The sequence below is a fragment of the uncultured Nitrospira sp. genome (assembly GCA_902500695.1).
Classification (GTDB): Bacteria; Nitrospirota; Nitrospiria; order Nitrospirales; family UBA8639; genus Nitrospira_E.
In genome coordinates, this window is sequence record CABVRQ010000026.1 from 1 (window position 1) to 13,723 (window position 13,723).

Sequence of the window (13,723 nt, forward strand, 5' to 3'; positions counted from 1 at the left end):
GGTGTGACATTCAGATTTTTGGGAGACTCGGGCGGTACATTGTCTATGCCTGCGATAGGGTGAGTGCGGAGTTTGATTGTGGGTTGGTTCCAAGCCGGTTCTTCGCTGTAATACCATTTCCATTCGTTTCCGTCTCGAAAGATTATATTTCTCTCTACCCCATTTGATTGTACGACCCGTTCATTTTGAATAGTTCTCATGTCGTTAAGGTGAGTGGTAGCAAAATACAGGTTGTCATTATTGCTACCAGGATGAGTCCCACCAGCGGGAACATATATTAATGTGATGGTGTTGTTATCATCGTGTAAATAGGCGTCGAGCCCGGACCAGCCCCAAGCGAGGGCACTGATACCGCCCAATTCCGTAAGACTCCAAGCATTGGATCCTCTAGATGCAGATTTTAGCTGTCCCCCCTCAGCAGTAGTAAGGTACAGACCGAATTGGCTGCCATCATAGACCCAACCTGCAGCATAGACTTCGCTCCCACCTGAGGAATATGCGCCACCGACCGCCCCTTCCACCGTCCAACTTTTCCCGTCAACCGACGTCGCTCCATACACCCGGGAATCAACACTAATATTACATCCACAAGTTCCTCCTCCACCAAAGTTACATGTCTGAGAACCCCCTGGCGATTCGACACCAAAGTATCCGTAAAATTTCCCCTTTGAAGGAAGGTACTTAATATAGGCGGTTCGGATCCCTTCTTCCTGGGAGCTTACGGGTACAAAGTCATGTGGCTTCAACACGGGATTACTTCCGAATTTTGTAAAATTCACGCCGTCCGTACTGGTGGCAAGACCAAGTGATTGGTGATTGACATCACCATCCGCATCCCAACACCCGTTAAACCCTGCGAGATAATGCAGATAATAGACTCCCCCTACCTTTGATATACCACTGACGGCAATGCCAGATTTATTTTCCCAGGCAACGCCGGAACTGTTTTGGAGGACAACTCCTTTTTCGGTCCAATCGGACAGCTTTTCCGGAATCGTATCCAGGGCATAGACCTGAATCGTCATAAAGAAAGGTAGTATCGCAACAACTAAAATTTGCATGACAAACATCTGGCATACCCTCCTTAAAAATTCAAATTGCCAATGCGCAAACTCTGTTTCTGCCCAATTTTCATTTATCCCCCATTCATTTCATGAAACAGAGCAAATAATAAAGGAAGCAAAATATGGACCATCGGGGATATTAACTCGCTCGACCGGATTCAAAGAGATAAATTTTTCCCTAGAATTCCTTGGCTTCCCTTTCGGGGGAAAAAGGCAAACCTTAAGCCTAGTATAGTAGGACTAGAAAATAAGTCTGGGTCAATGGCAATCCTAAGAAGTCCATTTCCAAATACTATGGCTTTTTAAGAAGCCTAAAACGAAAAACGATACATGCATCAAACCTAGTGGGTTATATGCAGGTCCTAGCATTCACTATTAGTACTTACATTCCATTAAATCCTTGTGGGTACAATTATCCAAACAGTGAGTTAGGCATACGGTTTAGCATTCTCTAGATGCGGTTCTTCAATGACCACAAAGTGTAATTGGCATAGCGTGGGGGGAAAGGTAAAAGTACCCTCTTGAAGTCGTGGAAGTCCTCATAACCGTTCAACAATGTGACAATTACTTTCAGATCCATCCCACACAAATCACCCAGTGAAGAAAAAATAGGCGTCACCCAGATGTTTCTTCCTCTTTAATCCTCCAGGCAAAGGCGGATGGGGGCTTCGGTAGAAGAGGAATGACGGTTAGCCCATTAAAAATTTCGCGGGTTGCATGTCAGAGAAGATTGGTTGAAAAAAACTTGAATCTCACCCCCCTGAGCAGAAAACATTTTGGATGAGAGCCGTCACTCTACGTTGAACTTCCAAACTCAAGGGGGCTTGGCTTAGCTGACTAGCTCAAGAAGCTCATGCCAGTCCACCGAAGGAAAAGAAACCACCCTTCCATTTAGATTTGTGTTCGATGAACAGTACTCCCTCATGCCCTTCGATGCATGACCGAGTAGATCAACAACAGGGGGGTCAGATCAAGGCAGCAGCTCACTCCCTGGCTTCAGCATTTTTGCCGGACCGAGCGAATGATCCGCTACCAGCAAACATTGCAGTCCCTCTGTAATGAAATGAATATTGGGTCTCACGTAAAAGGGAAAGGTCGAATTTGTATGTGTTTCCTGGGAAGAGGAACTCCCCATGGAAGTCGCAGGTAAGAGAAATAATATGCACAACTTCATCGTGATGCCTTCCAAGCCAAAGACGGACGGGATGCTGAGTAAAGGTTAAAGGTTATTGAATGACATTCGCGAAAATCGTGAACAGATCGTATGAACGAGTCCGAGAATTAGTAGGCGGAGCGAGGTCCCTTGGCCTACTCTATACAATTGCATGTATTTCCGAGCGGCTTATTCCTGCTTCTCTTTTTCGGGTAGGCCATGAACTGCTTATGGAAATTAACCTTCAAGGGGACTTGGTTTCTGATAGAGACCAGGGGGAACTGATCTGGGCAGGGCTAGAAGATCCCGAGTGGCTTTCCGGATTCAAACCTTCGAATCTGCTCTCTCGATTGAAGCGTTCGGCTTTACAAAATGAGCGGCTCATGATGGGCGATCGTGTTCTCATGTTCAAGCAGAATGGGATGTTGAGTGCATATGTTTGGTTTCGTACAGACTCCTTTAAAGAGGTGGCTGATGGAATTACATATGCTTTGTCTCCAAAAACTGTCTGGCTGTATGACGCAAGAGTTGATACCGCGTACCGGGGGAAAGGAATGTATAGGAGATTACTCAAGGCTGCGGCGCGTGACCTTACGAAGTTCGGTTATTCCCGTATAGTGCTCGCAGTAGATAATTTAAACCGAAATGCTGTGCGAGGCCATCTAGCGGCCGACGCCATTATTGTCGGACGAGTGCTATTGGTGAGGGTATTTGGCCGTGGAGTATGCATGGCAAAAACAGACAAGGCATCAGGGTTTAGATTCGCCTATGGCGGACCGAATAGTCCTATTAAATTAACAATCTGATCCACCCGACAATGCCCCCAGCTGACCTTTTGCAGGATCCCCTCTGGTCGTCGTTATGAATCTGCCACTTAGATCGTCCAGCGAGTGAACCGTGCAAACATTGGTTCTGTAGGGAGACCAAAGGAATTGAAAAAACGCTGCGGTGCAATGACACCCACAAGTGCCACTCGCATTAATGGGAAAGAACCGGGCACGAATTCAACACACATTTCCAAATATCCTCCTCCCTTAGGTTGTTGGGGAACACAATCATGCCAATACAGATAGACATTCCCGGTAGATCCAAGATTGGTGATTCGATGGAAAACCCGAAAATGGGGAAAGAATAACGTTGTCTGTCCTAGTTTCCAGAAAACCAGTTACACATTCCAAATCTCAGAAACCTTAGGAGGCAGGCATGACCGGTGCATTCGTCAGACGTATAACCAGCCTTGCAAAGCAGGCCATTAAGTCCAATAAAACGCTGGACAGCCTGTTTTATGATCTTGCCAATATGGGCGAGTTTAGCAGCCTGTACCAACATGAGAAGATGTTGGCAGACCATCTACGGGTGGACACCTATCATGACGCCATTCGCGCCCATATCAAGCCGGGAAATACGGCTATTGATCTGGGCACGGGTACAGGAATTCTTGCACTGTATGCCGCACGACAGGGAGCCACGGTCTACGCCATCGATCACTCCAGTTTCATTAGGATTGCGCAAAAAATTGCCGAGAAAAATGGTACCGATACCATCAAATTCGTGCGTTCCAATAGCCGGCGCTTCAATCCCCCCGAGAAAGTGGATTTCATCATTCATGAACAGATGGGCGACGATCTGTTTAACGAGAACATGATACAGAACTTACTGGACCTGAAGCGGCGAGCTTTAAAGAGCAACGGCAAGATTTTACCGGGACGATTCGAACTGTTTCTGGAGCCAGTCGCTCTAAAAAAACAATACAGAATGCCGTTTCTTTGGGAGAAACCTGTGACCGTGCGTGATCTTCCACAGGGCGTTGACTTCAGTTTCTTGCGCGATCTTCCTGAAGCTAAGGAGTTTCAACCGCCCGGATACATTCGACACTTCCTGGAGGAAGCAGCGCTGGACTTCTATCTTTGCGAGCCAAAGCCGATACTGACATTTGACCTGAACGAGATGGACAATGGCAAGGCGATACCAAAAGAATGGCTGGCGACCCGACGTGTAAATCGGGCCGGAGGTTTTGATGGGTTTTGTCTATTCTTTCGGGCAGACTTTGGAAAAGGCATTCAGCTTGATACTCGTCCGGGTTCTACCCATTGGCCAAACCGGCTATTCCGAATGCCGCATGTGGAGTATGCCGTAGGTGATACGATTCGATATGCCGTGCAGGCCGTGGATATCAGAAGATCATATACTTGGGCATTCACCATTGATAAAACGACGTAGGTTCAATAGCCGACAAAGCTATTCCACATATATCCAAGACCTGGCCTCATGGGTATTTGTCGAAAGCCAAAGATGAAGCCTCTTGTTAAATTCCCTCGTAAATGAAAGAAGACCACCAGCCGACATCGCGCGTAACGAAGGGCAAGACCCGCGAACGCCCGATGTGAGCCTCGCGCAATGCGGTGGCACACCATACCTCACAAGTCACAAATCTCCATTAAGGTAATCATGAAGAGTCCCACAGTTTTTCACGGTAGTTGTAAAATAGTCGTTCTGCTCTTCCTGGTGATATTTGACGTTCGGATTTCGATTATTTCTGTTTTCCTTTATTAGGGCGCTAAGAACATACCTATTATTCTTTGTCGAGTTTTGTCCACCCCGATGAATTAAACTAGAAGAATACAATAGAACATCACCTTTATCGGCGATGAATTGTTTGATGTCCTCGTCTTTAACGACGTATTGCTGATGAAAAACACTGCTATATTTCAGTTTTAGAAGGTAAATTAATCGAAAAAACGGATAGGCCATCAGTTTGAGTAAAAATATTTTGCCTTCCTTTGCGACCGCAAATTTAAGATTACTTCGACTTTTCAAGCACCAATCTACATATTCCTTTTTTCCTTGCAGGAATGAACGAAGAACAGTGTATTTGTATATCTTGTTTTTCTTCCCCCAATGAGATCCTGGTACATATTCCGTCGGACCGTTGGCCGCGTGCAATAACTCTAAGGGGATAATCAAGTTACATTCTTCGCTGACACGACAAGGAGAATCCGTGTGCAGCATTTGTGCATCATTTTTGGCATCTGATATCAACACCGAGATATCGGTTACCAGAGAGTTTGATCCCAAAACCTCAATGAGTATCTCTTTATTCTTTGTGCAAAACTCTTGAAGGATTTTTTTTGCGACCAAACTGTCGTGAACACCGATAGCGCGTCTTTTTGAAAGCAGGGTGAATGTTTTTACTTTTTCTGCTTCCTTTTGGTTTATAAACGCTTTCATCTCATCAATGAGCGATTCTCTAATGGTGTTCCGAAAAACAAGAAATCCATTTTCCTCATACGATGCCACTTGCTTATTGTATGAACCTGGCAAATCTCTTACGCCTGCATTCATTGGTTCGCCTTTGTTTTATGCATTACGAATCCTTCATCACATTAACGTTTCTGCTCTTGTTGATCAGGACACTCATGGCCTGCCATAATTTTGCGCCAGTTTCATTGAAACACATTACTTCTTCGGGCTACCTTGCCTAAAACTGGAGTGCTGGGATAAATGACTGCAGTGGCCGGTGTCGCAGCGGACTGTGCGAACAAATCTCTGCGAGCAGGAGCCCTCGGTGACATTCGACCTGAATGAGCTGGACAACGACAGCATGATAGCCACGCATTGGGAGGCGAACCGACAAGTCCCCTGGGGCGAACCCATTGGCAAAACGGCTCTTTCGAATACCACTTATAGTGGCATGCCCTTGCCGATACGATTCAATATGCGGTGCAGACTGAGGATATCAGAAGATCATATACTTAGGCATTCATCAATGCTTAGACGACAAAGCCTGTAAAGCCTGAAGGTCTTCTACTCGTATTTCTAAAACCATGCCCCCACCAGAATTGGCTCAACAAAAAAAATTGAAGTCTTCTTAAATCGGTCCGCATGAATGAAGGAAGACAAGTCCGCAGAAGTCCTTGCCACCACATTCTCACCAACCAATTTCTACACCCCCAACCGTTGACCGTCTCTCCTGAATTTCTTTCGATAGACACTTTGCGCAATTCGAGGGAGCCAATTATCAGCATTAAAGGTTGCCACATAACTCATAGCCAACGAGGGATTCCAACTTTTTTTATACTCATTGTATACCGCCCCGAGTTCATAACGTGTACAACCAAGTGCCGTGAATCCCCTGTGCATACTTTCTACGTCGAGTAACCAAATCGGTGAGTAATCCGCAAATGCAGGATCGAATCCTGATTGCAGGGAATAGTACCGATTACGATCGATAATCTGGAGCACCCCGGCGATTGTGGCATCATTGAATCGAAGCTGGAGCACTTCCGCCTGCCCTTGGTGGCTAAGCGTTGTGAGCGCCTTCCTGAGGAAGCCGACGTTTTGGCTCGTGAGGTTCGTTTCCTTACCCTTTTGTAAGAACCGCCGGCAATGCAAATCGATCAACTCGTCAAAGGCAGACATGAATTCGTTTTCACGACACGCTCGATACTCAACCTTACCCTTCTCACGCAGGCTTCGCTCCGCATGGCGGATATGCTTTCTCCGGGACTTACTGACGCGTGACAAAGGATCCAGCACCTTCGGGTCAGCGTCAACCCACGCGCGCTGACACTGTGGCTCAGCAAGACCGCGGACGATAAGTTCTTTGGCGAAAATCGACTCATCCGACATTTGCCGAAGATGAATGAAGCCGTTAGCTTGTTTTTCGGAGCAAAGGGCTTCTACGACGTCTTTACATAACTCCATGTCATTCGGGTCGGCAAGGAGGACATCATTATAAGTAGACATCCGATGTCCAAGAAACTGGGTTATCTGTAGAATCGACCCCATTATTTTCTGCTCAAAAAACGGGAGAATGGCCACAGGTCGCCCTCCGGAATCCTCAACGAGCTTCACAGCCAACCGCTTTTGGGGGTCGTCTGCCAACACCTGATCACACCAGATTCGGTTCCATGTCCAGGATTGAAATACCGTAGGGCCGCCGGAGACCCTTTCAAAGACCTTCCACACATCTTTTATGGAATCCAACTCTAGGATGTTGTGGATCGTTCTAATGCGCATTGTACAACTGTTCCCTCTCTCGGCGTTAAATCTACCCGGACTTCGTCATTGGCTTCTGAGAGAACACACTGGGAATTTCCCGATTGTGTAGCACGTAGTTGAGGATAAGTGTCCCCTCGTTCTGTCGAATATCCCTGAAAATAGCCAAAACCCCGACATACATGACAACCGCAACCAGTATCGTGAGGGGCAATTCGAGACGATCCCACACCACCAAAGGCACCAGGAAAGCTAGGACGGCAAAAGTGCAAATGGCAATTCGTCTGCCGAAGCTCCGCCACACAAACAACGCGGTTAGGCGCTCACCAAGAAGCACAATGAGCAGGATTTCTGCCAGAAGGGTTGCAGCCGCTGCCCCTTGGAGGCTAAATCCGACAATCAGCCAGTAATGAGCGATGGCACCGAGACACGCAATCAGCAGGTGACTCCTTGTCACGAGAGACTGACGATCGGACGCGATCAGAAAAATTTCCATGATACATCGTAAAAAAACCGCCGGGATGAGCCAGGCCAGCCAACGCAGTATCTCTATCGATTCGAGAAACGCCAATCCATAGAGAACTTCGATCAATTTCGGCGCGAGCAGCCAGATACCCGCCGCCATCGGGAAACCAAGAACAATGGCAAGGTTGAGAGTGATGCGATAGAGCTCCTTCATCTGGTCCGGGGAACTCACGTATAAACGGGACGCAACGGGGAAAATCGCCAGCCTGGCAAATACCGGAATAAACAACAGCACAAACACGAATCGATAGGCGACATTAAAGGTCCCCGCAGCTCCGGCACTCAACATGAACCCGATAAAGATTAATGCCACCCTGGACGAGAAAAGTTCAAACAAGGCATGTAAGGCGTAGGGAAAGGCATCCCTCAGAACGTTGCGCAAACCGGCAAGCCTGATAGAAATTCGAAGCGCCCCACAACGCCGATGGGTAAGGTAATACCCGCCTGCCACATGAAGAATGGTCATGACCGGCAAGGATGAGAGAGCGAGAAGCAGGCTCCCTCCCCACCCAACGATCACAATGCCCGTTATCGCTGTGGTCACTCGAAGGGAGACCTCAAGGAGACTGGTCACATGCATACTCTCCAAGGCGACAAAAACGGCACCAAATCCATTCACGAGCGTGATAAAGACTTGGTAGGCTCCAATCACAATAATGAGAAGCTTCATCTCCTCCGAAAACGGCAAAAACAGCGTGATCACCACCAAAGCAGAACAAACCGCCACCGACAACAACAGACGAACCGCCATAAGGCGGCCGTAATAAATCGCCACACTATCTCTGTCGCGACTCATATCCTTGATGGAAAGGTTTTGCAGGCCGAAATCGGCGAATACGACGAGCACCCCCGTTAAGGCCATGGCAAACGAATATTGCCCGATGCCTTCCTGGCCGAAGTTACGTGCGAGGACGAGAAAGAAAAGAAAGGTAAAAACGTCGGCCAACACCTTGCCGACGGTTAAATAGCCAAAGTTTTTGAATATCCGTGATCCTGCCTCTCCATTATTTTTTACTTCCTCAATCATAAGACGGCGAATCCTTCATTGTGCCGAAGAGCGTTCCCTCATGAAATTACGTAAAGAAACATCTCTACCATCTCTAGGTCCCCTATTAAAGACACACTCACCCATCACGCGGCTCCACCGAAGAGCTTCCACAATGGTTTGCGTCCGTCACCTGGCAGCCTATGGATATATCGTGGTGGAAGTCGGGGTATCGGCACAGGTTGGCGGTCGTCGTTGTTCACATATTTCGGCAGGAGGCTACCCCAGGCGTTGGAGACATACCCGGCCTCATGGGAAATCTCAACCGCGAGCGCGGAACCTCGATACCAGGGAAAACAGAAATGGCGCACACGACTACCCGGCAATCTGGATTCGATTGCCGTCTTTGACTGACGGAGATCTGTGAGCATGGCATTTCGCTGCCGCTCGGGAGTTTCAAATTGTCTCGGCACGTATTTCTCCTGCCCACTCGTCATAATCTGCAGAAGTTGCCGCCACCAGCCCCGAGCGTCAAAGAACGCTTCACCGCCATTTTCCGCCACGTACCTGATGCACAGGTCTTCAGCCTGCGTGTTTGGGATATACGCCGGAGAACCGCACATCCGGGCGTTCCATTGGTAGATTGGTAATCCCCAGGGACATCGAAGGTCCGGATCAGGACCATCCATATGTCGATAACGCATCGGCGCGAGATCAGATTGCAGGAAGGAGGTCGAAAGACCTGGCCTATTGAAATCACAAATCTTTGGAGAGATCGCGATACTATGGTGATACAAAGAGTGCGACTGAAAATCGATCACCCCGCTATCATGCATTTCCCGTATCTGCAACCAACTGCAAAGGGCACGGTCCATATCATTCTCATTAGAATTAATTTCTCCCTCGGGAATGCGACCGGGAACAATATAGGCCACGGCCTTTTGCTTAAATTTTTGGAGAATTGGAAACGCGACCGCATACAAACTGGCGTAGCCATCATCAAACGTTAACATCACTTCACGATCTCGTCGTGGTGAGGCACCCACTATCCGTTCGTAATACTCATCTCCGGTAAGAGTGGAATATTCATTGTTGGCCATGAACGCCAAGACTGGTTCGAGTGTAGCTGTCGAGACCTCGTGGAATTGAAAGACAGGGATCTGTTCCGGAGACACATCCACACGCACAAATGCGGGATAACGTCCGAGCCCCAAACCAAGCAACTCGTTTCGATTCTTCTCAACGCTTCTTTTGAAATGTCGTATGATCAAGGTGGCATCTTACGCAGGAGCCATGACCCACTCAAACGCCTCAAGCGTGGATTGCGCAGTCTTCTCCCATGAAAAACGCGCGGCATTTTCATACCCGTTGGCGATCAGTGTTTGTCGAAGGTCATCATCGGTTAATACTCGAACAATGGCATTCGCAATATCCTCCACGTTTAGTGGATCGACATAGATGGCGGCATTGCCTGCGGCTTCAGGGCTTCCTCCTGTACGACTCGTGACTAATGGACATCCACACGCATTCGCCTCAATGTTTGGCAGCCCGAAACTTTCGTAATGTGAAGGAAACACGGTTGCCTCGGCGAGGCTATAAAAGGCGACAAGTTCCTTTTGCGGAACATAACCGGCGAAATGAACGCAGTCTTGTAATCCCAGACTTTCTAAGGCTTTCATGTCATCCTGATATTTCCAACGCATACCGCCTGCCACAACAAGATGAACATCGATCTGCTTTCTCACGGTTGAAAAGGCTTCCAGGAGGCGCGTGAAATTCTTCCCGGGATAGATATGGCCGGCAAACAGAATAAATCGCGAGGGAAGCGTGTATTTGACTCTGATAGAGTCCAACTGTTGCGGATCACTGATCGATCGAAAAATGGGATCAGTGGCAAGGTACGCCACTTTCACTTTATCCGGATCAATGCCCAGGTAGGAAATGATATCGTCCTTTGCCCGGTTGGATACCGCAATGATCAGGGAGGCCCGTTTTAAATACTGCGGATAGACGGTTTTAAAAAACCAGAGATCCGTCGTCTGATGAAATTCCGGGTGAACAAACCGCTCAGTCCCATGGAGCACCATGGCCGTTTTACATCGAGACAGAAACGGGATGGCAAACTTGGTATGGAAGATCAGATCGAGGCCCTCGCGGTGCGCATATCTCGGGACGGCCCACTGATCCCACATCCACTTGCCTTTGGCAGGCAGATACACTTCACAAACACGATCCGTACTTGGCAACGACCCGAGATGCGCATGGTTGGCGTAAAGAATGTGATACTCATTTCGAGTATCCAGTTGTAAGATGGCTTCGATCACGCTTCGCGTATAGACACCGATGCCGCCGTTCTCTCCCCATGTTCTGGCGCATATGCCGATTTTCATGAAGACGCCTCATCGGGTAAATTCACTCCGTGCTTCACAAACAACGCCTCAATTTGGCGCGATGACGACAGATCTGCCGCTTGTTCGTCATCAAGGCTCACGCCTAACGTGTCTTCAAGCTCCATGATCAGACGTAAATGATTAATGGAATCCCAATCGGAAAATTCCCGGCGGCGCAGATCATCGATATTCGGCGGAATCTCCACCTGAAGCACTCCTGAAAGAAACTCGATCACCTTCGCATGTGTGTTTGACATGATGTTAGTCCTCGCCAATTCGTTAATTTCCGTGCACCACTGTATGTGGCTTCGTCTTCAGCTCCCGATGCAGCATCTTGCCGAGGCTGTTTCTCGGCAAGGCTTCGACCGACTCTATGAAAAAGGGGACCTTATGGCTCGGAAGAAACCGGGCACAATGTCGGGTCACGGCCTTCAAATCTCCAGTCGCACGGTCCCGAAAAACCACATAAGCCTTGGCAACCTGACCGAGGACCCGATGCGGCACACCAAGCACCGCAACTTCGGCAACGTCTTTGAGTTCCAGTATGCATTGCTCCACCTCCGCCGGTGCATATTTCCTTCCCCCACAGTTAATGACATCAACTTTGCGACCGTGAAAGTAAAAAAGTCCCAGAGCATCTTTGTGGCCCATGTCACCGGTTTTCAGCCAACCTCCAGGTGCAAACAACGCTTCCGTTTCCGCCGGGAGTCGATGATAACCAAGACACACATGCGGACCTCGGACCCAAATCTCGGCCGTCAGTCCCTCCTCCACAGGGCACCCCTCGTCGTCCATGATGGCCATCTCCACACCGGGTATCGGCACACCGATGGAATCCGGATGTTCCAGTGCAATAGTATCCGAGAGTATCGTGCAGGTGGAGGCTTCGGTCAGCCCGTATGAATTGACCAACTCCACGTTGGGGAAACGCTCCTTGATTGCCAAATGGGTCTGAGACTCGATCGCCGCGCTGGAATTCATCAACAAACGCAAAGAGGGAAGATAGTCGGCACGAAACTCCGGATAGACCATCAACATTTTGAAGGTGGCCGGCACCGCACGGAAGCAGGTGACGGTCTGCTTACGAATTCGTGCCAGGAGATCGACCGCATCGAAACGTTCTACCAACACGGCTGTTCCTCCCACCTCAATCATGGGCAACATCTGACTGACCAGGGCACTCGAATGGCTGAGTGGCATAACGATGGCAATCACGTCGTCGTGCCGGTAGCCGAATGCCAGACGTGCGTTGCCGGATGCAGCTCTGGCATTGGCATGGGATCGCATGGCGCCTTTCGGCTTGCCTATCGTACCCGAGGTATACATGAACTCGGCTATGGCGTCAGGCGCTGGTGACATTGCCGATTCTTGGGAATCACAGGGATCGGCAGGCTGGTTCACCCACCTATCGAAACATTCAACATTTGCAGTGGCCTCGACGTCGCCAATGGCCAATACCTGCTCTAAAGCGGGAAATGACTTCCACACCGTCGAAAATTTGGACCAGAGCGCCTGATGAACAATCGCGCATTGGGCACCGGAATCTTCAAGAAGAAAGCGGATCTCCTCAGGCTTAAGACGCTCATCGACGGGATGAACAATTCCGGCAATCGCCGTCACCGCAAAGTAACTCACGACGAACTCAACGCTGTTCGGCGCCAGCAAGGCCACCACGTGGCCCGGCCGAACGTCCCATTGACGAATGAGTTCGTTGGATACACGACGTATACGCCGAGCCAATTCCCGATAGGTCAGTTCTTCTCTATCAGTGATAAGAGCAATCTTTTCAGGCCACAGACGTTCTGCCTCAGACCAAACCATGGGAAGTGTGTTCATCCTTCTTTAACCTGCTTACGTTTTTCTACAACACGAGCGGGGTTACCCAACACCACTGTCCATGGCAGCACATCTTTAGATACGACGGCACCTGCACCAACGATGCTGTTTTGACCGATGGTCACACCATCAAGAATCTTGGCGCCAATGCCAATCCAGGCGCCGTCTTCAACCGAAATTCCCTTCGATGTCCGGGCTTGCTGAATGACAGGCACATCGGGATCGTCATACGCATGGCCGCCACCAAGCATGTAGGTTCCTGCACCGATCGCGACGTTCGACCCGATCGTCAGATGGCTGCGTGAAACCAGAAAGCAAAATGGTCCAATGGACACGAAGTTGCCGATTGACATCGAGGAGTCATTACAACTGAGAATGCTATTCCGGCCCAGGAGGATCTGATCACCAAGCACGATGGAAGAGCCGGGTCCCTTGGCATCCAGAACCACGCAATCATCAATCATCACTCCCCGCCCCAAGTGGATTCTTCCTGGACAACGGAGCACGCCCCCTGCACCAAAGACCGAACCCCGGCCTACGGACGCCAGCAGCCCCGGATAGCATTTGCCACGGACGAAATACCCGATAGCGCCCGGTAATCGACCCAGCACCGAGGTATACAGTTCATATTTGGCCAACGCCCCAAGAGATTCCTTGCCAACGAACATACTGAGGTATTGACGATACGGGGAAAGCTTTGCGTCACCAAGTGACTCGACTAACGGTCTCTCATTCATCCCGATGCTCCTTGCCGATAGCAAACCTATACAAC

The 13,723-nt window shown here is 49.2% G+C and carries 11 protein-coding genes; 2 read left to right on the forward strand and 9 right to left on the reverse strand.

Annotated features, from left to right (window positions below; all coding sequences use genetic code 11):
- A partial coding sequence (locus tag AAH187_RS08635; RefSeq protein WP_342348046.1) for a hypothetical protein occupies positions 1 to 1,070 on the reverse strand: 1,070 nt, incomplete at its 3' end.
- A gap of 1,227 nt (positions 1,071 to 2,297) precedes the next feature.
- Between AAH187_RS08635 and AAH187_RS08640 the strand changes: the two genes are divergently transcribed.
- Both AAH187_RS08640 and AAH187_RS08645 read left to right on the forward strand, forming a co-directional pair.
- Positions 2,298 to 3,023 (forward strand): GNAT family N-acetyltransferase, encoded by a 726-nt coding sequence (locus AAH187_RS08640; RefSeq protein ID WP_342348047.1) that lies wholly within the window; start codon positions 2,298 to 2,300, stop codon positions 3,021 to 3,023.
- Positions 3,024 to 3,420: 397 nt separating this feature from the next.
- Complete coding sequence (locus AAH187_RS08645) at positions 3,421 to 4,437, forward strand: class I SAM-dependent methyltransferase (protein ID WP_342348048.1); 1,017 nt, start codon at positions 3,421 to 3,423, stop codon at positions 4,435 to 4,437.
- Positions 4,438 to 4,641: 204 nt separating this feature from the next.
- Here the strand turns inward: AAH187_RS08645 and AAH187_RS08650 are convergent, their stop codons facing one another.
- From AAH187_RS08650 to AAH187_RS08685, 8 genes are all read right to left on the reverse strand, one after another.
- Complete coding sequence (locus AAH187_RS08650) at positions 4,642 to 5,559, reverse strand: phytanoyl-CoA dioxygenase family protein (protein ID WP_342348049.1); 918 nt, start codon at positions 5,557 to 5,559, stop codon at positions 4,642 to 4,644.
- 600 nt (positions 5,560 to 6,159) lie between these two features.
- Entirely contained in the window at positions 6,160 to 7,236 is a 1,077-nt protein-coding gene (locus AAH187_RS08655) for a GNAT family N-acetyltransferase (RefSeq protein ID WP_342348050.1), read from the reverse strand.
- Between the two features lie 31 nt (positions 7,237 to 7,267).
- Positions 7,268 to 8,767 (reverse strand): flippase, encoded by a 1,500-nt coding sequence (locus tag AAH187_RS08660; RefSeq protein WP_342348051.1) that lies wholly within the window; start codon positions 8,765 to 8,767, stop codon positions 7,268 to 7,270.
- A 104-nt stretch (positions 8,768 to 8,871) separates the two neighbouring features.
- Positions 8,872 to 9,996 carry a polysaccharide deacetylase family protein gene (locus AAH187_RS08665; RefSeq protein ID WP_342348052.1) on the reverse strand — a complete coding sequence of 375 codons (1,125 nt, stop codon included), beginning with the start codon at positions 9,994 to 9,996 and terminating at the stop codon, positions 8,872 to 8,874.
- Between the two features lie 9 nt (positions 9,997 to 10,005).
- Positions 10,006 to 11,115 carry a glycosyltransferase family 1 protein gene (locus AAH187_RS08670; protein ID WP_342348053.1) on the reverse strand — a complete coding sequence of 370 codons (1,110 nt, stop codon included), beginning with the start codon at positions 11,113 to 11,115 and terminating at the stop codon, positions 10,006 to 10,008.
- The gene (locus AAH187_RS08675; RefSeq protein WP_342348054.1) at positions 11,112 to 11,372 is read right to left on the reverse strand and encodes an acyl carrier protein; all 261 of its coding nucleotides are present in this window, start codon (positions 11,370 to 11,372) and stop codon (positions 11,112 to 11,114) included. Before AAH187_RS08675 ends, AAH187_RS08670 begins: the two co-directional genes overlap by 4 nt.
- A 22-nt stretch (positions 11,373 to 11,394) precedes the next feature.
- Positions 11,395 to 12,936, reverse strand: coding sequence for a class I adenylate-forming enzyme family protein (locus AAH187_RS08680; protein WP_342348055.1), 1,542 nt, complete (start codon positions 12,934 to 12,936; stop codon positions 11,395 to 11,397).
- An 11-nt stretch (positions 12,937 to 12,947) separates the two neighbouring features.
- Positions 12,948 to 13,688, reverse strand: coding sequence for an acyltransferase (locus AAH187_RS08685; protein ID WP_342348056.1), 741 nt, complete (start codon positions 13,686 to 13,688; stop codon positions 12,948 to 12,950).
- Positions 13,689 to 13,723: the final 35 nt, after the last annotated feature.